This window comes from Streptomyces mesophilus (genome assembly GCF_040300965.1).
Classification (GTDB): Bacteria; Actinomycetota; Actinomycetes; order Streptomycetales; family Streptomycetaceae; genus Streptomyces; species Streptomyces mesophilus_A.
Genome location: NZ_JBEPEW010000143.1, coordinates 1 through 20688, shown reverse-complemented (window position 1 = coordinate 20688; position 20688 = coordinate 1). Strand labels below are relative to the sequence as shown.

General features: G+C 70.1%; 17 protein-coding genes. 11 read left to right on the top strand and 6 right to left on the bottom strand.

The window, feature by feature from the left end; all coding sequences use genetic code 11:
- On the bottom strand, positions 1–1148 hold a 1148-nt coding region (locus ABT367_RS33715; RefSeq protein WP_352257085.1), incomplete at its 3' end, for an aldehyde dehydrogenase family protein.
- Positions 1149–1289: 141 nt separating this feature from the next.
- Between ABT367_RS33715 and ABT367_RS33710 the strand changes: the two genes are divergently transcribed.
- The 6 genes from ABT367_RS33710 (at position 1290) to ABT367_RS33685 (ending at position 9592) form a co-directional block, all read left to right on the top strand.
- Positions 1290–2072, top strand: a complete 783-nt coding sequence (locus ABT367_RS33710; RefSeq protein ID WP_352257084.1) for an IclR family transcriptional regulator — start codon at positions 1290–1292, stop codon at positions 2070–2072.
- Positions 2073–2106: 34 nt separating this feature from the next.
- Positions 2107–3312 (top strand): CaiB/BaiF CoA transferase family protein, encoded by a 1206-nt coding sequence (locus ABT367_RS33705; protein WP_352257083.1) that lies wholly within the window; start codon positions 2107–2109, stop codon positions 3310–3312.
- Positions 3309–4184, top strand: coding sequence for a citryl-CoA lyase (locus tag ABT367_RS33700; protein ID WP_352257082.1), 876 nt, complete (start codon positions 3309–3311; stop codon positions 4182–4184). The genes ABT367_RS33705 and ABT367_RS33700 overlap by 4 nt, the downstream gene beginning before the upstream one ends.
- A 220-nt stretch (positions 4185–4404) precedes the next feature.
- The gene (locus ABT367_RS33695) at positions 4405–6561 is read left to right on the top strand and encodes a PQQ-binding-like beta-propeller repeat protein (RefSeq protein ID WP_352257081.1); all 2157 of its coding nucleotides are present in this window, start codon (positions 4405–4407) and stop codon (positions 6559–6561) included.
- A gap of 33 nt (positions 6562–6594) precedes the next feature.
- Positions 6595–7587: a ThuA domain-containing protein gene (locus ABT367_RS33690; RefSeq protein WP_352257080.1), complete on the top strand. Its 993-nt coding sequence runs from the start codon at positions 6595–6597 to the stop codon at positions 7585–7587.
- Between the two features lie 73 nt (positions 7588–7660).
- A complete protein-coding gene (locus ABT367_RS33685; RefSeq protein ID WP_352257079.1) occupies positions 7661–9592 on the top strand; it encodes an alpha/beta hydrolase family esterase in 1932 nt (643 codons plus the stop codon).
- Positions 9593–9677: 85 nt separating this feature from the next.
- Here ABT367_RS33685 and ABT367_RS33680 read toward each other — a convergent pair whose 3' ends face one another.
- Positions 9678–11045 (bottom strand): MFS transporter, encoded by a 1368-nt coding sequence (locus ABT367_RS33680; RefSeq protein ID WP_352257078.1) that lies wholly within the window; start codon positions 11043–11045, stop codon positions 9678–9680.
- A gap of 212 nt (positions 11046–11257) precedes the next feature.
- Positions 11258–11929, bottom strand: coding sequence for a TetR/AcrR family transcriptional regulator (locus ABT367_RS33675; RefSeq protein WP_352257077.1), 672 nt, complete (start codon positions 11927–11929; stop codon positions 11258–11260).
- Positions 11930–12084: 155 nt separating this feature from the next.
- On the opposite strand from ABT367_RS33675, the gene ABT367_RS33670 reads away from it, so the two are divergent.
- Together ABT367_RS33670 and ABT367_RS33665 are read left to right on the top strand one after the other, a co-directional pair.
- The gene (locus ABT367_RS33670; protein WP_352257076.1) at positions 12085–12975 is read left to right on the top strand and encodes a shikimate dehydrogenase; all 891 of its coding nucleotides are present in this window, start codon (positions 12085–12087) and stop codon (positions 12973–12975) included.
- A 54-nt stretch (positions 12976–13029) separates the two neighbouring features.
- Positions 13030–14835 (top strand): bifunctional sugar phosphate isomerase/epimerase/4-hydroxyphenylpyruvate dioxygenase family protein, encoded by a 1806-nt coding sequence (locus tag ABT367_RS33665; RefSeq protein ID WP_352257075.1) that lies wholly within the window; start codon positions 13030–13032, stop codon positions 14833–14835.
- A gap of 114 nt (positions 14836–14949) precedes the next feature.
- Here ABT367_RS33665 and ABT367_RS33660 read toward each other — a convergent pair whose 3' ends face one another.
- Positions 14950–15918: a LysR family transcriptional regulator gene (locus ABT367_RS33660; RefSeq protein WP_352257086.1), complete on the bottom strand. Its 969-nt coding sequence runs from the start codon at positions 15916–15918 to the stop codon at positions 14950–14952.
- Between the two features lie 39 nt (positions 15919–15957).
- On the opposite strand from ABT367_RS33660, the gene ABT367_RS33655 reads away from it, so the two are divergent.
- Both ABT367_RS33655 and ABT367_RS33650 read left to right on the top strand, forming a co-directional pair.
- Complete coding sequence (locus ABT367_RS33655) at positions 15958–16851, top strand: serine hydrolase (protein ID WP_352257074.1); 894 nt, start codon at positions 15958–15960, stop codon at positions 16849–16851.
- An 83-nt stretch (positions 16852–16934) separates the two neighbouring features.
- Positions 16935–17966 carry an MBL fold metallo-hydrolase gene (locus tag ABT367_RS33650; RefSeq protein ID WP_352257073.1) on the top strand — a complete coding sequence of 344 codons (1032 nt, stop codon included), beginning with the start codon at positions 16935–16937 and terminating at the stop codon, positions 17964–17966.
- Positions 17967–17990: 24 nt separating this feature from the next.
- On the opposite strand, the gene ABT367_RS33645 is transcribed toward ABT367_RS33650, so the two are convergent.
- Positions 17991–19334 carry an APC family permease gene (locus ABT367_RS33645; RefSeq protein WP_352257072.1) on the bottom strand — a complete coding sequence of 448 codons (1344 nt, stop codon included), beginning with the start codon at positions 19332–19334 and terminating at the stop codon, positions 17991–17993.
- 32 nt (positions 19335–19366) lie between these two features.
- A complete protein-coding gene (locus ABT367_RS33640; protein WP_352257071.1) occupies positions 19367–20245 on the bottom strand; it encodes a carbon-nitrogen hydrolase family protein in 879 nt (292 codons plus the stop codon).
- Positions 20246–20438: 193 nt separating this feature from the next.
- Here ABT367_RS33640 and ABT367_RS33635 point away from each other — a divergent pair.
- A partial coding sequence (locus ABT367_RS33635; RefSeq protein ID WP_352257070.1) for a LysR family transcriptional regulator occupies positions 20439–20688 on the top strand: 250 nt, incomplete at its 3' end.

Genomic DNA, 20688 nt, shown 5'->3' with positions numbered 1-20688 from the left:
CCTCGGTCGTGGTGCACGAGGTCTTCGGCGCGCTGGTGGCGGTCCTTCCCTACGACGAGTTCGACGCCGTCATCGAGACCTGCAACGCCCGCCGCCTCGGCGGACCAGCGCACCACGCGCTCGGCGGCCTCGTCGTCGACCATGGAGCCGACGTCGGTGTGCTCGTCGAGCGGGTCACCGACGACGAGTTGGTCCACTGCGTGGACCAGATGGTCCAGGAAGCCCTCATAGCGCGAGCGGTGCACGTAGATCCGCTGGACGGAGATACAACTCTGGCCCGAGTTGCTGAACCCGGTGCGGGCGCACTCCCGGGCGGCCTGTTCCAGGTCGGCGTCCTCGCAGACGACGGTGGCCGCGTTGCCGCCGAGCTCGAGCACCAGGCGCTTGGCGCCGGCGGCCCGGGCGACCGCGTCCCCGGTGGCCGCGCTGCCCGTGAAGCTGATGACGCTGACCTCGTCGGCGGCGCACAGCAGCGCGCCGACCTCTCCGCCTCCGTGCAGCAACTGCACTGCCTGGGGCGGGAGTCCGGCCTCCAGAAGGAGTGCGACGATCGCGGCGGTGGAGGCCGGGGCCTGCGGGGGAGCCTTGACCAAGGTGGTGTTGCCCGCGGCGAAGGACGCGCCGAGCTTGTGGGCCAGGAGGTTCGCCGGGGCGTTGAACGGGGTGATGGCGAGGGTGGTCCCGGCGGGTGCGCGGTAGGTGAGTGCGGTGTTGCCGACCCCGCGCTGCCAGCCCGCCACGGGCAGCATCTCGCCGCCGATCTGCCGCGCCTCGGCCGCGCACACGGATAGCGTGTCCGCCACGCGGTCGATCTCGCCCCGCCCGTCCTTCACCGGCTTGCCCAGCTCCTGGGCGAGCAGCCGGGCCAGATCCTCCCGGTGCACCGAGGCGGTGTGTGCGGCGCGGTCGAGGATCGCGGCGCGTGCCGCGGGAGAGAGCGAAGCCACCGTACGAGCGGAGGTGCGGGCGTAGGCGAGCGCGCGGTCGATGTCCTCGCCGGTCGCGGTGGTGGTCCTGCTGACCGCGCGGCGGACATAGGGGCCGGTACGGGTGAGAACGCCACCGTCGCCGCCCCAGCGGCCGGCGACATACGGTGGCGCCTCGGCGACCGTGGACTCCCGGCCTGCCTTGAGGAGCGATTCGAGCATGTGATCTCCCAGAAAACCGCTGAGTGGTACTGGTGGACTGCTCTGTGGTTCGGCCGGTAACGTACGGGCGCCAACTCCCTGTGGCAAGAGGAAAGTTCAGGGAAGTTGGCGCACCATCGCCGATGCCGAGGGAGTAGCCAGGTGGACGAGACCGGGAACGAGCGGACGGACGAGGCGACCGGGGTACGCAGTGTGCGCAGGGCGCTGGACATCCTGGGGCTGCTGACCGAGGACCGGCCGACGGTGTCGCTCCGCGAGATCGTCGAGGCGACCGGACTGGCCAAGACGACCGTGGTCCGCCTCGTGCAGACGCTGGAACAGTGCGGGCTGCTGTGGATCACTCCGGCCGGTTACACGGCGGGCCCCGGCCTGTGGCGCTGGGCGCATCTCGCCCACTCCAGCTGGGAGCTCCCGGGCGAGGCGCGCAAGGTGCTGCGCGAACTGGCCGAGGAGCAGCGCGAGACCGTCAACCTGTTCATGCTGCGCGGGCTGCACCGCGTCTGTGTGGCCCAGCAGGAGAGCCCGCAGCCGCTGCGTCATGTGGTGCGGGTCGGCGACGAACTGCCGCTGTGGGCAGGTGCGTCCGCGAAGATCCTGCTCAGGGATGCCGCCGACGACCTGCTCCACCGGATCGCCGTCGCCTCCCCGCACGGCGAGGGCCATGCGCGCCAGCTGCGCGTCTGGGCGGATCTCGCGGCCGAGCGCGGCCATGCGGTCAGCCGCGGCGAACGCGACGAAGGCCTGACCGCGGTGGCCGTGCCGGTGCTCGGCCGCAGCGGCGCCGTGGTCGCCTCGCTTTCGCTCAGCGGTCCCAGTCACCGCTTCCCGGAGGCGGTGGTCGAGCGGTTCGCCGAGGCGCTCACCGTCGCCGCCCGGCGGATGTCCGAGCAGGGCTTCGACCACCCCCTCGACCCGATGAAGTGATCGTTTCCCCCATCCCCGTTCAAGGAGCCGGCGTATGCCCGAACGACCGCTCTCAGGAATCCGCGTACTCGACCTCACCAACGTCCTCGCAGGCCCGTACTGCAGCTACCACCTGATGCTGCTGGGGGCCGAGGTCCTCAAGATCGAACAGCCGGGCAAGGGCGACCTCGCCCGCACCCTCGGCCCCGACCCCGACTTGAACCGGCAGGGCATCGGGGCCTCCTTCCTCGCGCAGAATTCCGGGAAGAAGTCCCTGGTACTCGACCTCAAGGACCCGGATGACCGGGCCGACTTCGAAGAGCTCGTACGCGGCGCCGACGTCCTCCTGGAGAACTTCCGCGCGGGCGTCATGGAACGCCTCGGATACGGCCCCGACCGGTTGCGCACGCTCAACCCGCGGCTGGTCAACTGCGCCGTCACCGGATTCGGGCAGACCGGACCGATGAGCACGGCCCCCGCGTACGACCAGATCATCCAGGGCCTGTCGGGGATGATGAGCATCACCGGGACCGCCGACACCGCGCCGTTGCGGGTCGGGTTTCCCGTCTGCGACTCGCTCGGCGGGCTCGGTGCGGCGCTCGCCATCAGCGCGGCCCTGCTTGGTCGGGAACGCACCGGCCACGGGGCACGCCTGGATGTGTCCATGCTGGAGGTCTCGCTGTCCGCGATGGGCTGGGCCGTGTCGAACTACCTGGTCAGCGGGGTGGATCCGGAGCCGATGGGCGACCAGAACGCGACCGCGGCCCCGTCGGGCACGTTCGAGACCGCCGACGGCGGGCTGAACATCGCGGCGAACCGGCAGGAGCAATTCCACACCTTGTGCCGCCTGTTGGGGCTGCCCGGCCTGGTGGATGACCCGAGGTTCGCCGAACGCGAGGCGCGCAAGCACAACCGGGCCGCACTCAACGCCGAACTCTCGGTGGCGCTGCGGCAGAAGACCGCTTCCGAATGGGAGGAGATGCTCTCGGTGGCCGGTGTTCCCGCGGCCCGCGTCCTGAGCGTTCCCGAAGCGGTGGAGCTGCCGCAGCTCGACCACCGCGGCTTCTTCACCGATCTGCCCTACCCGGACGGATCCGGCCGCTCCCTGCGGGCGAGCGGCAACGGCGTCCTGGTCGACGGCGAGCCGCTGCGGCCCCATGCCCCGCCCCCGTTGCTCGACCAGCACGGTGAGGACCGCGCCGACCTGATCTCCCGCTGGCGGGTACGTCCGCAGCGGGCCGTACCGGCCCTGGGCTCATGACCACCGGACCCGGCGCACCATCCTCAAGCGATCTGGGTCCGCAGGACGGCCTCGTCGCCCAATGGTGGGCCACCGGCGTCAGCCGCATCGAGCCAGGCATCATCGAACTGCGCGGACATCCCGTACAGGACCTCATCGGGCGCACGTCGTTCGTCGAGGTCATCTGGCTGCTCCTGCGCGGCCGACTGCCCGAACCGGGCCAGGCACGACTGCTCGAGGCGGCCCTCGTGGCCGGCGTCGACCACGGGCCGCAGGCCCCTTCCATCGCCGCCGCGCGGATGGCCGCGACCTGTGGCATCGGCCTCAACAGCGCCGTGGCCACCGGTGTGAACATGCTCGGTGACGTACACGGCGGAGCCGGCCAGCAGTGCGTCGAGCTGCTCACCGAGATCGCCGAACAGGGCGCTACCGAGATCGCCGAACAGGGCGAGGCGGAAGCGGAGTTCGAGGAAACGGTCGAGCGCATCGTGCGCGCCTGGCGGGCCCGGTCCCGCTACCTGCCCGGCTTCGGCCACCGCTTCCACCCGCACGACCCCCGCCGCGATCCGCTGCTCGCCCTCGTCGACCGAGCCGTATCCGACGGCCTCGTCCGCGGGGCCCATCTGCGGGCGGCCCGCGCCGTGGAGAGGTACCTCAACCAGGGCCGTACGGGGAAGAAGCCCGTGCCCATGAACATCGACGGTGCGACCGCGGTCATCTACGCCGAACTGGGCTTCGCCGCGCCCCTCGCCCGCGGTCTGTTCGTGCTCAGCCGCAGCGTCGGCATCCTCGCCCACGCCTGGGAGGAGACCGGTCAGGGGCGCCGCAACAAGAGCCCCATGCCGCCGTCCATGATCCCGGTCCACCTGGCGGACCAGGCCGACGGTTCCTGACCCTTCGGTCGGCGACTCCGGCGAAATGCCACGGCCGCACCTCTTGTCACCCGGCCCGACCCGTCTCTAACGTGACCCTGGGTCACGCGAAACCATCGCACGGAACTCGCAAACCACCTAGCGGACCAAGCCGGTGTTCTTCATCCCGCGCTTTCGTACCTCCGCCACCTCGCGAGCGATCCCGTACCACTCCTCGTCATCGACCCGAGGGAATCGACCGATGGAAAGACGCAACTTCCTCCTCACCGCGGCGGGCAGCGCCACCGCCCTGCCCGCGCTCACGGCAACCCAGGCCGCCGCGGCCCCCGGCGGCGACAAGCTGGCGCTTCCCGTGCCCGGACAGTCGGCCGCCCTGGGCACCGCAGGCCGCAACTGGCCCAAGGTGGGCGGGGATTACGGCAACCAGAACTACTCGCCGCTCGCCCGGATCACCCAGCGGAACGTGGACCGGCTCGGCGGCGCCTGGCACACCAACCTGGAGGGCGGCTCCACCTCCGCGTACCAGCAGTGCACGATCGTCGTGCAGGACGGCGTGCTGTACGTGGAGACCACCCAGCAGAACGTCTTCGCCGTCGACGGCCGCACCGGCAAGGTGCTGTGGAAGACCGGCCTGGGCAGCGAGACCACCAACATGCGCGGTGTCGCCGTCGCCGAGGGCAAGGTCTTCACGATCTCCGGCGCCAATATCGTCTTCGCCCTGGACCAGCGGACCGGAGCCGTCGTCTGGCAGAAACAGCTGATCATCCCCGACAACGGCGGCGACGACGGCTGCGACAACGACAGCGGCCAGTGCGGCGGCAACAGCGGCGGCCTGGCCGGCGCGGTCGTCCACCACGACGGCCTCGTCTACATCGGCACCGAGGGCTCCACGGCGGGCGCCCGCGGGCGCGGCTACGCCCTCGACGCGAAGACCGGCGACGTGGTGTGGACGTTCTGGGGCCCGCCCGGCCCGGGGGAGTTCGGCCACGACACCTGGGAGGGCGACTCCTGGAAGACGGGCGGCGCCGTCCCCTGGATCCATCCTGCGGTCGACCCCGAACTCGGCCTGGTCTACTGGACGTTCGGCAACCCGTATCCCCGAACCGACGGGTCGAGCCGCGGCGGCGACAACCTCTTCGCCAACTCGATCGTCGCCATCGACGCCAAGACCGGCAAACGGCGCTGGCACTTCCAGTCCGTGCACCACGACATCTGGGACGCCGACAACGTCATGGCCCCGGTGCTCGCCGACCTGCTCATCGACGGCCGGAAGCGCAAGGTCGTCGTCTACGGCTCCAAGACCTGCTACTTCTACATCCTCGACCGCCGTACCGGAGAACCGGTCCACGGCATGGAGGAACGCAAGGTCCCCCAGCATGCCCTGCAGAAGACCTCGCCCACCCAGCCGTTCCCCGGCGGCGAACCCTTCGTCGAGCCGTACCCGCGCTTCGACAAGACGACGAAGCCCGTGCCGTTCTACCCGGCCGGCGGCCTGTACGACGTGTTCTGGGACCGGGCCACCATTCTCTTCCCTGGCGCGGGCGGCGGCGCGGACTGGGGCTTTCCCACCTTCAGCCACAAGACCGGTTACGTGTACGTCGGCTACGGCCTGGTCAACTCCTCGTACTCCAACACCCGCGGCGGCCGCGTCAACACCGCCCGCCCGCTGGGGGAGTTGTTCGGCGGCGGCCTGGTCGCCGTGGATCCGCGTACCAACACCGTCGCCTGGCGCAAGGAGGGCGACTGGTCCCTCGCGCATGGCAACGGCATCCTTTCCACCGCCGGCCGGCTGATCGTGCAGGGCCGCCCCGACGGCGTCCTGGAGGCGATGGACGACGCGAGCGGGCGCACCCTGTGGTCCTGGCAGTGCGGCGCCGGCGTCAACACCATCCCGGTCAGTTACGAGATCGACGGCGAGCAGTACATCGCAGTGCTTGCCGGCGGTAACGGGCTGCCGTTCCCCGACATCCCGCGCGGCGACCACCTGTGGGCGTTCAAGCTCGGCGGCAAGGTCGAACAGGCCCCGGCGCCTACACCGCCCTCGCGCCGCAACCAGATCCGCGCGGCCGCCGTCACCGGCGAGACCGCGAAGAACACCGTCACGCTCGGCCGGGTCTGGAGCACCCAGACCGGAGCGCCGGGCACGACCGAGAACACCGTCGCCCAGAACGCCATGGCGCCCCAGCACATCGCCATCCCGGTCGGCACCACGGTCACCTTCTCCAACCCCGCCGGCAATCAACTGGCCCACGGCGCCGTGGCGTTCTTCGACGCCGAGTTCGATACCGGCCTGCTGATGCCGGGCCAGTCGGCCACGTACACCTTCACGAAGGCCGGCGAGTACTTCTACAACGACCCGGCCTTCCCTCAGTCCACCGGCAAGATCGTCGTCAAGTGAGAGCCAAGTGAGAGCCAAGTGAGAGGAAAGACCGTGGTCATCAGCAGACCCCGCACCACCCTCACCGCCGTCGCGGCTGCCGTCGCCGTCGCCCTGACGGTCCTGGCAGCACTGCTCACCGGAAGCCACCCGGCCACGGCTCAGCGGGAGGGCAGGCCCGCCGGCGCCCAGGAACTCGGCGACCCCGACTACGGCGTCTGCCGCGGCACCAACCCTCGCTGCTACCACGACTGGGGCAACTTCGACCCGGCCACCGACGGCTACCGCGTCCTGCTCTACACCCGTACCGCAGGCCCCCGTCACGCCAACCTCGGACCGGCGCTCGGCAGCGGCCTCAACCCCGCACTAGCCGACACCAACGTCGTACAGAAGTCCGTCGTGGAGATGGGCAGGGCCAACGGCTTCACCGTCGACTGGACCGAGGACGTCACCCAACTCGCCACGCCGTCCCGCCTGTTCCGGTACAACGCGGTGATCTTCTTCTCCACCAGCCGCGACACCCTCGACGACGCCGCACAGACCTCACTACGCCAGTACGTCCGGGGCGGCGGCGGCTTCGTCGGCATCCACAACGCGTTCGGCACCGAGTACAACTGGCCCTGGTACGAAGGCCTGCTCGGCGGCGCCAACTTCTACGACCACAGCGCCAACCAGCCCGGCACCGTGGTCACCGAACACCGCCACGACGCCTCCACCGAGGACCTTCCGGCCCGCTGGGAGTTCACCGACGAGTGGTACAACCTCGTGCCCGCCCCTTCCAGGGTCCGCGTCCTGGCCACCGTCGACGAGTCCACCCTGCCCAGGGGCGTCACCGGCAGCCAGGGACACCCCGGTCACGGCAGGTCCCACCCGGTGGCCTGGTGCCAGTACTACGACGGTGGGCGCGCCTGGCTGACGACCCTCGGCCATGACGCCAAGTCCTTCTCCACCGACGGAAGTTTCCTCGGCGCCGAGGAGTTCCGGAAGCTCATCCTCGGCGGGATGGAGAGTGCCATGGGCAGGAAGCCGTTCTGCCGGGCCGCCTGAACCGCCGCCCGGTCCCGCCCGCCGCCCTGTCTCGCGCGCATGCCCGGAACGACCGAGCAAGGAGGCCACTTTCATGACCAGCATCGACAGGCGCCGGCTCCTGCGCGGGGCCGCAGTGTCCGCCCTCACCGCCGCCGTGGCGACGGGAGCGCCCGCCGCCACGGCCACCTCGGCCGACCGCCCCGGCGCGCGACCGGCCCCGCCTCTGGGGACGGCACAGCCGCTGGACGGCCGCGCCTTCCCCTCGTACGACTACACCCGTGCCAACAAACTGCCGCGGGAGATGACCGGGTACTGGGAGAAGTCCTTCACCATCGGGGGCACGAGACGGACCGCCAAGGTCTACCTCTCACCCGAGACGCCGATCCGCTCCTACTTCACGGTGATCGCCGCTCCCGACGGCGTGGACACCGCGGAGTTCCTGCGGCGGTCGGGCTGGCGCGACACCGCCGACGAGCGCGAGGAGGGCCTGTTCGTCCTCGAACCGGGCGAGGGTGGCTGGACGGACGCCGAGTCCGAACTCGCCTATGTCGAAGCGGCGATGGGCTTCTTCGAGTCCAACCGCTACTTCTCCGTCTTCGGCGAGCACTACCTCGTGGGATACGGCTCCGGCGCAGCCCCTCTCGAAGCCTGGGCGGTCGCCCACCCGCTCCGGGTCATCGCCCAGGTGCACCTGAACTCCCGCGGGCTGAGCGAGACCTACCTGAACGCCTACGCCGGCGTCGAGTTCGACGGCCGGACCGCCCCCTCCTACACCACCGTGGTCTTCCCCGAAGGCTTCCGCCTCATCCGCCACGACGAGACCGTCCTGCCGACCTGGTACATCGGCCCCGACGCGACCACCGCCGGGGCGAGCCTGTCCTACTGGAAGCGCGCGAACGACACCCTCCAACGCGGTGAGCGGGACGGGGCGTTCGGCACGGTGTACCGGCAGCGGCACGGCTCCGGCCGGTGGATGACCTCGCACGCGGGACCGATCTCCCAAGTCGCGGTCGAGCGGCGGCCGACCGATCCCCTCGCACCCCGTACGACCGACCGGATCGTCGCCTTCCTCACCCGCTACACCCGTTACGAGAACTTCTTCGCGTACGGCAACCAGCTCAACGAGCGCGCCGACTACCGGCGGCTCGGAGTCGAGGTCCGCACGATGACGGTCGAGGGACAGGCAAGGGAGTACCTCGTCCACGTGCCCCGCACCGCCCACAGGATCTGGCGCGGAAAGGCACCCGTGGTCTTCGTCTGGCCCGGCAACAGCCAGACCGACAAGGTCTTCATGGACGCGGCCGGGTGGTGGGAGGTCGCCGAGCGCGAAGGCTGCGTCGTCGTCACCGTGTGCGAGCAGTACAGCGCCACCTCGGTCTCGGTGAGCCACCGCGACTCCCTCACCTTCTTCCGGCAGCTGCGCGAAGTGATGCTTCGCGAGTACCCCGTCGATCCCAGCCGGTTCTACTCCACCGGCCAGTCGGCCGGCAGCGGCGTGACCCAGACCTTCGCCATCGCCTTCCCCGAGCACTTCGCCGCGGTCGCCTCCACGTCGTTCACCGTGGCACCCGACGCCACGGGCACGGTGAGCCTCGACGGGGTCGCCCACCCCGCCCGTAACCGGCCCATTCCCACCTACCAGATCTACGGCTTCGGCGACCTCGCGTTCCTCGAGGGCGGTCTGTGGGACGGCATCGACAACAGGCTGGACACGTGGGCGCGTTACCACCTCGACGTGAACGGCCTGACCCTGGCTGATGTCGACACCGTCGACGGTGCGCTGAGCGGCTGGCAGGACCGCTACCAGACGTGGACCTGGCACGACCCTGGCACGGAGGCACCTCTCCTCAGGCTCACGAAGAACAATTACCGCTCGCACAACACGATGCCGGAGGAGACACCTCTGCTGTGGGGCTTCCTCCGGCACTACCGCCACGAATCCCGCTCCGACGGCACGGTCGCGCGCTACTACAGCGCGTCGGGGTTCCGCCGGAGGGGCGACGAGATCCGGCTCAGGTCCTGACCCCATGCGGTCGTGCCCGGTGGCGTGGCCGCGGGGGATGCGCCCGACAGGACGGCCGGGCGCATCCCCGTATGACCTACGCGGCTCAGGCGACGCTGACGCGATCCTTGGCCGAGGCGGCGGGAGCCGGCTCACCGAGCAGTTCGGTGGGGACGGCGCGGGTCTCGCGGGCGGTGAGCGCGCCCACGGCAGGCGGCAGGCACAGGGCCGCGGTGAACAAGGCCACCGCGAACCAGTTGTCCCCGTCCGGCCCCGCGATCTGCGCCGCGAACGTCACCGCGAACCCGGCGACCGCGAAGCCGATCTGCGTACCGATCGCCATCCCCGACAGGCGTACGCGGGTGGGGAACATCTCCCCGTAGAAGGAGGGCCACACCCCGTTGGCCGCGCTGTAGACGACGCCGAAGGCGAGGATCCCGAGGAGGAACGAGAGCGGGTACGACCCCGTCGAGATCGCCCACAGGTAGCCGAACATCAGCAGCGGGCTGCCGACCGCGCCCACCAGGAAGACGGGCCGGCGCCCGACCCGGTCGGCGAGGCGGGCCCACAGCGGGATCGCGGCGAGGGCGACGACGTTGGCGAGCGCGCTCACCCAGAGCATGGCCGAGCGGTTCATGCCGACTGCGTCGCTCGTCGCGTAGGACAGGGCCCAGACGGTGAAGATCGTGCTGACCGAGGCGACCAGCGCGCAGGCGATCACGCGCAGGACATCGGCCCAGTGCTCGCGCAGCAGGACCGCGAGCGGGAGCTTGGCGGGTCCTTCGGAGGTGGCGGCCTGACGGGAGAACTCCGGGGTCTCGTGCAGGGTGCGGCGGATGATGTAGCCGACGACGGCGACCACCGCGCTCAGCCAGAACGGGACGCGCCAGCCCCACGACAGCAACTGGTCCTCGGGCAGCGCGGCGACCGCCAGGAAGGCGAGTGTGGCGAGTAGTTGACCGGCCTGGGTGCCGCTGAGGGTGAAGCTCGTGAAGTAGGCGCGGCGGTCGGGCGGCGAGTGTTCCAGTGACATGGAGCCGGCGCTCGCCTGCTCGCCGGCGGCCGAGATTCCCTGGAGTACGCGGCAGAGCACAAGGAGGACGGGGGCGAGAGTGCCGACCTGGTCGCGGGTGGGCAGACAGCCGATGGCGAAGGTCGCGAGTCCCATCAGGACCAGAGTGAAGACCATGATCTTCCGGCGTCCGAGGCGGTCGCCGAAGTGGCCGAGGAAGAGTGCGCCTATCGGGCGGGCCGCGTAGGCGACGCCGAAGGTCGCCAGGGACAGCAGGGTGGCGGTGGCCGGGTCCGACTCGTCGAAGAACACGTGCGGGAAGACGAGGGCGGCGGCGCTGCCGTAGATGAAGAAGTCGTAGTACTCGAGGGCGCTGCCGATCCAGGCGGCGAGTGCGGCCTTGCGCGGCTGGCCCTGCGGGGGCGGGGCGTCGGAGGACGGAGCGGGGACGACGTCGGTCAACGCGGACTCCTTGGGGAACTCCGGGCGGGCGGAGTGGCGGGGAGGAGGTCGCCGGGTGCCGGGCGAGCGGGAAGCGCGGCACCGGTCCAGGCGAATTAACTCACCAGATGGTTAATAGTGAGTGGTTACGGATGTTGGGGTCCGTGGCTTGCGGGTGTCAAGGGGTGTGCGCGGGTTGTTCGTTGCGGCCGTCGGCGGTGAGCGGCGGCCGGTCAGTGATCGGCGTGGTGTGGCGCCGTCAGGTAGGCGATCACCATGTCGCCGAGCATCCTGCGGTAGCGCTCGCGCTCCGTGGCCGCGGTCAGGTCGCGGCCGAACAGCGCTCCGAACGTGTGGCGGTTGGACACACGGAAGAAGCAGAACGAGCTGATCATCGCGTGCAGGTCGACCGCGTCCACGCCCGCCGAGAACGCGCCCTGTGCGCGGCCCGCGTCCAGGATCCGGTGGAGCACGTCGATGGCCGGGGAGCTGAGGGAGCCCAGGGTCCCCGAGGCGGCGATGTGCTCGGCCTCGTGGATGTTCTCGATGCTGACGAGGCGGATGAAGTCCGGATGCGCCTCATGGTGGTCGAAGGTCAGCTCGGCGAGGCGGCGGATCGCGGCGACGGGGTCGAGGTGCTCGACGTCGAGATCCTGCTCCTTGCTCCGGATCTCCGCGTACGAGTGCTCGAGGACATCGGTGAACAGCTGCTCCTTGCCGCCGAAGTAGTAGTAGATCATCCGCTTCGTGGTGCGGGTGCGTGCGGCGATCTCGTCCACCCGCGCTCCGGTGTAGCCGGCGCGGGCGAACTCCTCCGTGGCGACCGCGAGGATCTCGGCCTTCGTACGGGCCGCGTCACGGATGCGGGTCCCGCGCCGGGCCGAAGGCTCCTCGGTGGTCGTCATCGCAATCCTCCATGCGGCTTGGGCGTGCCTGGCTTCCGGTGAGTGCAGGAGCCGGGCAGAGGTGGGCCGGGTCCGTCAGGCCTCTTCCCTGAGCGGTCCGTCCTTGCTATTACTAACGAACTGTTTCGTACATTAGCTAGTCGTGGAGGGCGCCCGTGCCCCGGCAGACATATCTGATCGGCCTGATAGGCGCCGGAGTCGGCCCGTCGCTCAGCCCTGCCCTGCATGAGAGGGAAGCCGACCATCTCGGCCTGCGCTACCTCTACCGGCTGATCGACATCGACGTACTCGAGCGGCCGGCCACCGCAGTGGGGGACCTCGTGCGGGCCGCGCGCGACCTCGGCTTCGACGGGCTGAACATCACCCACCCGTGCAAGCAGCACGTCATCGCGCACCTCGACGCGTTGTCCCCGCAGGCAGCCGAACTCGGCGCGGTGAACACCGTCGTCTTCGAAGACGGGCGGGCCATCGGACACAACACGGATGTCACCGGGTTCGCCGCCGCTTTCACGCGCGGCCTGCCCGATCGGGCCATGGAACGCGTCGTGCTGCTCGGAGCCGGGGGAGCGGGCGCCGCGGTCGCCCACGCGCTGCTCACCCTCGGCACGGGCCGGCTCACTGTGGTGGACGCCGTACCGGAGCGGGCCGCCGCGCTCGCGGCCTCCCTCGACCTGCACTTCGGCGAGGAGCGTGCGCATTTCGCGCCGGCGGACACACTCACAGCCCACGTCACTGAGGCCGACGGGCTCGTGCACGCTACGCCCACCGGCATGGCCGCACACCCTGGACTGCCGCTGCCCGAAGAGCTGTTGCACCCCGGACTGTGGGTCGCGGACATCGTCTACCGACCGCTGGAGACCGCGCTGATCCGCGCCGCGCGGGCGCGCGGCTGTGCGGTCCTGCACGGCGGCGGCATGGTCGTCTTCCAGGCCGTCGACGCGTTCCGGATCTTCACCGGGCGCGAGCCCGACGCCGACCGGATGCTCGCGCACTTCACCGAGATCACCGACCAGGAGACGGCCATGCGCACCGCGTACGGCGCGTAGCCGGCGAGCGGAACGGCTGCCACCACCGCCTCGTACACCCCGAAGGAGCCTGCCGTGCGCACATCCATCGCCACTGTTTCGCTGAGCGGTCCCCTCACCGAGAAGCTCACCGCCGCGGCCCGCGCCGGCTTCGACGGTGTGGAGATCTTCGAGAACGACCTGCTCACCAGCCCGCTCACCCCGGAGGAGATCCGCACCCGCTGCGCGGATCTGGGCCTGACCATCGATCTCTACCAGCCGATGCGCGACATCGAGGCCGTGCCCGACGAGGAGTTCGCCCGTAACCTGCGCCGCGCCGAGCACAAGTTCCGGCTCATGCGCAGGCTCGGAACGGACACCGTCCTCGTCTGCTCCAGCGTCTCGCCGAACGCCGTCGACGACGACGCCCTCGCCGCCGCTCAGCTGCGTCAACTGGCCGACCTCGCCTCGGAGTACGACATCCGTGTGGCGTACGAGGCGCTCGCCTGGGGGCGCCACGTGAACACCTACGACCACGCCTGGCGGATCGTCGAAGCCGCGGACCACCCGGCTCTCGGGCTCTGCCTGGACAGCTTCCACATCCTCGCCCGCGGCAGCGACCCCAAGGCCATCGAGGACATCCCGGGCGAGAAGATCTACTTCCTGCAACTGGCCGACGCTCCCCAACTCGCCATGGACGTACTGCAGTGGAGCCGCCACTACCGCTGCTTCCCCGGCCAGGGCGGCCTCGACGTCGCCGGCTTCCTCGGGCATGTCATCCGCGCCGGCTACGACGGGCCGCTCTCCCTGGAGATCTTCAACGACGTCTTCCGGCAGGCGGATGCCGCGACCACCGCCGTGGACGCGTTGCGCTCCCTGCTTGTGCTGCAGGAATCCACCGGCGTGCACGCATCACCGGCCCCCGTCGTTCCCACAGGCGTCGCCTTCGCCGAACTCGTCACCACCGACGTCGAACCGACCGCAGAACTCCTCACCGCCCTCGGCTTCATCCGCACCGGTCGCCACCACGGCAAACCCGTGGACCTGTGGGAGCAGGGCGAGGCCCGCATCCTCGTCAACACGGGGCCCGCCGCCCGCCGCGACGGGACCGTACTCGCCGCGCTGGGCCTGGAGTCCCCAGACCCGGCCGCCGCGGCACAACGCGCCGAGGCGCTGCTCGCGCCCGTGCTGCCGCGCCGACGCACGCCCGGCGATGTCCCGCTGTCCTCGGTCGCGGCGCCCGACGGCACCGCACTCTTCTTCTGCGCCACCCGCCGCCCCGAACTCCCCAGCTGGACCGAGGACTTCGAGCCCACCGGCCAGGAATTCGATCCCTCCGGCCAGGAAGCCGACGGACACGGCATCCACCACATCGACCATCTGGCACTCACCCAGCCCTGGCACCAGTTCGACGAGGCCACCCTCTTCCACCGCGGCGTGCTCGGTCTCGACGCCCAGGACAGTGTCGACGTCGCCGACCCCTACGGCCTGTTCCGCAGCCGCGCCGTGAGTACGGCCGACGGCAGCGTCCGCATCGCCCTCGGTGTGGGCCCCGGGCCCGGCGACGACCTCGGCCGCCCCCAGCACATCGCCCTGGCCTGCGACGACCTGGTCACCACCGCTCGCCGCTTCTGCGAGGCCGGCGGACATCTGCTGCCGATCCCCGCGAACTACTACGAGGACTTGGCCGCCCGCTACGGACTGCCCGAGGAGGAGTGGTCGGTCTACCGGAAGCTGGGCATCCTCTACGACCGCGACGCATACGGCACCCTGCGCCACTGCTACACGCGCACCGTCGGCCGCGTCTTCTTCGAACTCGTCCAGCGCGACGGGGGATACCGCGGCTACGGAGCGCCGAACGCACCGGTCCGGCTGGCTGCCCAACGCGCGGTGGCCTTCTGAACGGCCGGATTCCTCGGCGTCAGCCCGACTCTTCGGTCGGATTCCTTGGCATCAGCCGTCTCTTCGGCCGGATTCCTCGGCATCACCCCGACTCTTCGGCCGGATTCCTCGACATCAGCCCGACTCCTCGTAGACCACCGACCATGGGCGGGGCGGCCCGTCCGGTGGACCGGAGCGTTCGTCGCGGTGCAGGGCAGCCGTACGGTCGCGGGCGAGTACACCGGCCGCGAGTTCGGCGAAGTGGGGAGCCGCCGGGTGGGCGGACCGGCCGGCAGGCCAGGCCCCGGTCGTCCGCCGGACCAGGGGGCGGCCGGCCAACGGCCGCCACACGACGCGCGGTTCCTTGCGGGCCACCGGACCCTGGTCGAAGGCGACGCCGTGGCCGGCGTGCACGAGGGCCAGCAGGAACTCGGGGTTGGAAGCGTGCCGTAGACGACCGGGCACGAAGCCTTCGGCGCGGCAGGTGTCGAGGATCCGTTCGTACCAGCCGGAGGCCTGGGCACGGGGGAAGAGCACCAGGTCGTGGCCGGACAGGTCGCCGAGGGCGATCTCGGGGAGCCGGGCCAGTGGAGAGGTGCGGGGCAGGACGACACCGAGCTCGGCGCGCACTTCCGGGCCGAGGAGGAGTTCGGTGGTGTCCACGGGCTGGTGCACAAGGCCGACGTCGAGTCCACCGGAGGCGAGCAGCCGCAGCTGCTCCTCGGTGGTGATCTCCTGGAGATCGACGGTCAGGCCCGGGGACTGCTCCGCGCACGCCGAGAGCAGTGAGGAGAGGGTCGCGACCGTGGTGTCGGGCGGCACTCCCGCGCGCAGTGCGCCCAGGGCTCCGTCCCCGGCGCGGCGGGCCAGCGTCCGCAACCGCGCCTCACGGGCGAGGAGTTCACGCGCCTCGTCCAGCAACACCATGCCGGCAGCGGTCAGTCGGACCTGGCGGTGCGTGCGGTCGAACAGGTCGGCGCCGAGGTCCTTCTCCAGCCTGCGTACCGCCTGACTGAGAGGCGGCTGGGCCATGCCAAGCTGGTCGGCGGCCCGGCTGAAGTGCAGCTCGTCGGCGACGACGACGAATATGCGCAGGTGGCGCAGGAGATCCACAGCCAGGCACCTTACGTGAGGAGCGAACCGATGGTCGAGAAACGGATCCGTCAGGTCTTCGCCGAGGCGGGCGCCGAGGGTGTGCTGCACGCGGTCCCGGTCGGTGGCGCGCCACTCGGGGCGGAGGTGGCGGTCGGCGCGGACGAGCCCGTCGTGATCGCTTCGATCTTCAAGGTGCTGCTGGTCCTGGAGTTCGCCCGGCAGGTGGCCGCCGGCCAACTCGAGCCCCAGGAGCGCGTACGGGTCACAGCCGCCGACCGGCTCGGCGGCTGGGGGACCGCCGGATGCGCGGACGACGTCGAATTGTCGCTGCGCGATCTCGCGTACTTCGCCCTCTCGGTGAGCGACAATTCGGCCGCGGATCTGCTCCTTGACCGCGTCGGCCTGGACACCGTTCAGCTCCTCGCCAAGGAACTCGGGCTCGCCGGCACCCGGATCGTGGGTGGTCCCCGAGACGTACTGGAGTCGATGCTGGCCGAGGTGGGGGCACGGAACGAAGCGGAGTTCGCCCGGCGCTACCCGTCGTTGCCGGACGACCGCAAGAAACGGATGGGCGTGCTCGATCCGCAGCGGACCAACTCCGCCACCCCTCGCGAGATCACCCGGCTGCTGCGTCTCGTCTGGTGCGACGAGGCGGGCCCGCCACAAGCCTGTGCTCTGGTACGGGAGTTGATGGCCCGCCAGGTGTTCCGGCACCGCCTGGTCTCCGGGTTCCCCGACGAAGCGACGGTCGCGGCGAAGACCGGGACCCTGCCCGGGCTGCATATGGAGGCGGGGGTCGTCCGGTATCCGGATGGCGGGCGCTACGCGGTCTCCGTCTTCGCCCGTACGCGGGAGCTGACCGCCTCACGCACGGCGGTGGACTCCGCGATCGGCGCCACGGCCAGGATCGCCGTCGATTTCCTTCGCAGCCAAGGGTTCTGACGTGCTCTCATATGCATCCGCATATGACGACTCCAGGATTTTGATCTTGGACGGCGAGGGCTGCCCCCTGATCTGCTGCTGCCATGAACGACGACACAGGCGCCCGGCGCCCGAAGCGGAGCATCCAGGTATTCGGCCGGCGCACGGTCCTGCGCGGCGCCGCACTCGGAGCGGCCGCCCCGCTGATCCCCGCCACTGCCTCAGCGAGCATCGCCTCGCCGAAGACCCACACCGATGAAGCCGGGCCTGCGGCCCCGGTGGCCGGTTCGGCCTCGTTCCGCTGGCTGGGCACGTCCGGCTGGCGCATCGACGTCGACGGCCGGACGGTGCTCTTCGACCCGTACATCACCCGCTTCAAGACGGGCCTGTTCGACGGGGCCTTCAACCCGGGCACCAGGCTTAAGTCCGATCCCGATCTCGTACGGGAGCACATCGGCCGCCCCGAGATCGTGCTGGTCAGCCACTCCCACTGGGACCACATCGCGGATGTGCCGCACATCGCCGAGACCACGGGTGCGCGGATCGTCGGCACCGAGACCACGTTCCATCTCCTCGTCGCGTTCGGCGTCGATCCGGAGCAGATCTCGGTGGTGAAGGGCGGTGAGGTACTGGACTTCGGCGGGATCACCGTCGAGGTCGTATCGAGCCTGCACAGCCGCAACAAACGGCACTCCTATTTCGCCCCGGGCACGCTCAACGCCCCACCTGCCGCGGCCCCGAGGGCCATCGGCGACCTGCCGGAGGGCGACACGCTCGCCTTCCAGGTGACCGTGGGAAGCGGAGGACCTACCGCGTTCGTCATGGGCGCCAGCGACTTCGCCGAGCGTGCCGTGCAGGGACTCACCCCCGATCTCGCGATGATCGCGGTGCCGTCCAGCACCGCCACCTCCCGCTACGTGCCCCGACTGCTGCGGGCGCTGGGCCGGCCCGGCGTCGTCGTCCCCGTGCACTGGGACAACTTCGAGGAGCCGCTCAGCGAACTCCCGCGCCGCGACCCGGCGATGGACCTGGACGGTTTCGTCACCCAGGTCCACCAGGAGAGCCCGACGAGCCGGATCGTCATCCCCGACTACCTCACTACGTATGGCGGGGACATGCGGCTGCGGACGGTCTGATCGGGCCCTGGCGAAGGAGGGGAACTACGCGGTGACCTTGTCCGTGGCCGCGGTGTCGTCGTCGAAGGTCATCTCCGGTGCGGGCCGGCGGAAGCCCCTGGTCAGGACGGCCAGGTAGACGACGCCGACCGCCAGCCACACGCCGCCGATCTGCAGTGCGACGTCACCGAGCTCCGTCAGGAGGTACACGGAGACGGCGGCACCGATCAGCGGCATCACCAAGTACGCGAACAGGCCGGGAGCACGGCCCTGTCGGCGTTCACGGACCAGATGCGCGATCACGCAGACATTCACCAAGGTGAAGCCGACGAAGGCGCCGAAGTTGATGAACGAGGTGGCCGTGGTCAGGTCGAGTTTCATGGCGATGACACCGGCGGCCGCAGTCAGCAGCATGTTCAGGACGGGCGTACCGGTCTTCTTCGACAGGTTGCCGAAGAAGGCCTTGGGCAGTGTGCCGTCGCGTCCCATGACGTACATGAGGCGGGCGGCAGAAGCTTGCAGAGCGATACAGGAGGCGATGGATCCGGCGATGGTGACGAAGTTGATGATCTCCGCGTACGTCTCGCCGCCGACCTGAACCTTCAGGTGGTAAGCGGCCGCGTCGACATCGGCGAACTTCGCGCCGGGGTGGACCAGTTGCATCACGAAGGACAGCACGATGAAGATCGCTCCGGCGGCGACGACGCAGCCGATGATGCCGCGGCCGATCGTCTTCGCCCCGCCCCTGACTTCCTCACCGAGCGTGGAGACGGCGTCGAAGCCGAGAAAGGAGTACGCGGCGATGGCGGCGGCCGCGGTGACCGCGCCGATCGAGGTGCCGGAGTTCCACAGGGCGTCCGTGGCGGGGGCGGAGGAGCCGTGCTTGCCGAGGAAGACGACGCACAGGGTGGCGAAGAGGACCAGCGACCCCAGGGCGATGAACATCAGGACCTTGTTGACGCGGTCCGCGAGCTTCATGCCGAAGACGTTGATGGCGGTGGTGACGCCCACCGAGACGATCAGCCAGACCCACTTGGGAATGTCGGGGAACTGGGCGTTGAAGTAGATCGCCGTGATCAGCCAGCCGACCATCGGAATGAAGAAGTAGTCGAGCAGCATCGCCCAGCCGGACAGGAAACCGATGCGGCTGTCGAGCATCCTGCGGGCGTACGTGTAGACCGATCCCGCGCCGGGCACGGCGCGCGCCATTTTCGCGTAGCTCAGACCGGTGAGCAGCATCGCGAGGGTGGCGACGCCGAACGCGGTCGGTGCCACACCGCCGCTGGTGGCGGCGACCACACCGAAGATCGTGACGACGATGCCCGGGGAGATGTAGGCCAAGCCGAACAGGACGACGGACAGAAGGCTCAGGTCGCCCTTCAGTCTCATGGTGGTCTCCGTGCTCTCTGCGGGCTGGCTGTTCAACATCGGGGCTCCTTGGTGGTGTGGGCGGGGTTCCAGGTGGCGGGATCGATGCGGCCCCCGTACAGCGGGAGTTCGAGGGCCGGGTCGCCGGGGCGGAACTGGTCCCAGATCCGGTTGAGACCGGCCGTGCCGTAGCGGCGGACGTTGCCGACCTCGTCGAGGTCGATCACGTCGGTGAGGGTGGAGTCGCCGGCATCGACGGTTTCGGCGCGCACCGTGCCCTGTGGATCGATGACGAGGCTGCGGCCGACCCCGGACGGGGCGGCGGCATTGACGCCGGCGACGAAGACCTGATTGGTGATGGCGTTGGCGCGGCTGAGGACGAGTTCCTGCGCGCGGTCGCTCGTCGGCGTGCGGACCACGTTGACGATCAACTCGGCGCCCATCCACGCCAGATGGCGGGAGATCTCCGGGAACCACGTGTCGTAGCAGATGGAGAGTCCGATACGGCCGACCCCGGCGAGATCGACGACCTCGAACCGGTTTCCGGGTGTGGTCGTCTCGTACGGGCGCCACGGACAGATCTTGCGGTACGCGCCGAGGCGCTCACCCTGTGGCGAATAGACCGGTGCCGTGTTGTGGACGCGGCCGCCGAGGCCTCGCTCGTAGACGCTGCCGGGCACCAGCCAGATGCCCAGATCACCCGCGAGTTCGGCGAAGACCGCATCGCGTTTGCCGTCGAGGGGCTCGGCCGCCTCCCCCGGGGCGGCCGGGACGCCGGGGGCGCTCTCGCCGAGGTGCAGTTCGGGGTAGACGACGAGGGCGCCGGGTGCGCGCAGTTTCACGCGCCGCTCCACGTCGGCGGCAAAGCCCGCGAGGTCGTCGGCCGGACGACCGGGCGCCTGGGCGAGGATCAGGGGAAGGGGGCGGGCCATGCGGGAACACCAGCCAATCGAAGGAACTGTTCGAGGAGACGTCGGCGGAGATTCGGGCGCCGATCACCAGAAATTCCGGTGGGGAAAGAATGCGGTGAGTCAGCCATAGCTTCAAATACTTGGCAGGGCTGATTACCATGCCTTCGAGGCATGAGTGCGTCATGCCTCCTCCGTCTCCCGAGGGGCCACCGCCATGGAACTCCGAGTGCTGCGCTACTTCCTGACCATCGTGGAGACCGGTTCCGTCACCAAGGCGGCCGAGGTGGTCCGTGTCGCCCAGCCCTCGCTGTCGCGCCAACTACGCGGTCTGGAAGGGTCCTTGGGGATGGCGCTCTTCGACCGCGGCGGCAAGCAGATGGTCCTGACGGCGGCCGGCCGGCGTTTCCTTCCGCTGGCCCGCGACCTGGTCGCCCGCGCGGACGCCGCCGAGGCCGCGGTCGGTG

Coding starts and splice junctions, on each gene's coding strand:
- ABT367_RS33695 (WP_352257081.1), top strand. CDS start 4,405: ATGGAAAGACGCAACTTCCTCCTCACCGCGGCGGGCAGCGCCACCGCC.
- ABT367_RS33650 (WP_352257073.1), top strand. CDS start 16,935: ATGAACGACGACACAGGCGCCCGGCGCCCGAAGCGGAGCATCCAGGTA.
- ABT367_RS33645 (WP_352257072.1), bottom strand. CDS start 19,334: ATGAGACTGAAGGGCGACCTGAGCCTTCTGTCCGTCGTCCTGTTCGGC.
- ABT367_RS33655 (WP_352257074.1), top strand. CDS start 15,958: ATGGTCGAGAAACGGATCCGTCAGGTCTTCGCCGAGGCGGGCGCCGAG.
- ABT367_RS33685 (WP_352257079.1), top strand. CDS start 7,661: ATGACCAGCATCGACAGGCGCCGGCTCCTGCGCGGGGCCGCAGTGTCC.
- ABT367_RS33700 (WP_352257082.1), top strand. CDS start 3,309: ATGACCACCGGACCCGGCGCACCATCCTCAAGCGATCTGGGTCCGCAG.
- ABT367_RS33640 (WP_352257071.1), bottom strand. CDS start 20,245: ATGGCCCGCCCCCTTCCCCTGATCCTCGCCCAGGCGCCCGGTCGTCCG.
- ABT367_RS33675 (WP_352257077.1), bottom strand. CDS start 11,929: ATGACGACCACCGAGGAGCCTTCGGCCCGGCGCGGGACCCGCATCCGT.
- ABT367_RS33705 (WP_352257083.1), top strand. CDS start 2,107: ATGCCCGAACGACCGCTCTCAGGAATCCGCGTACTCGACCTCACCAAC.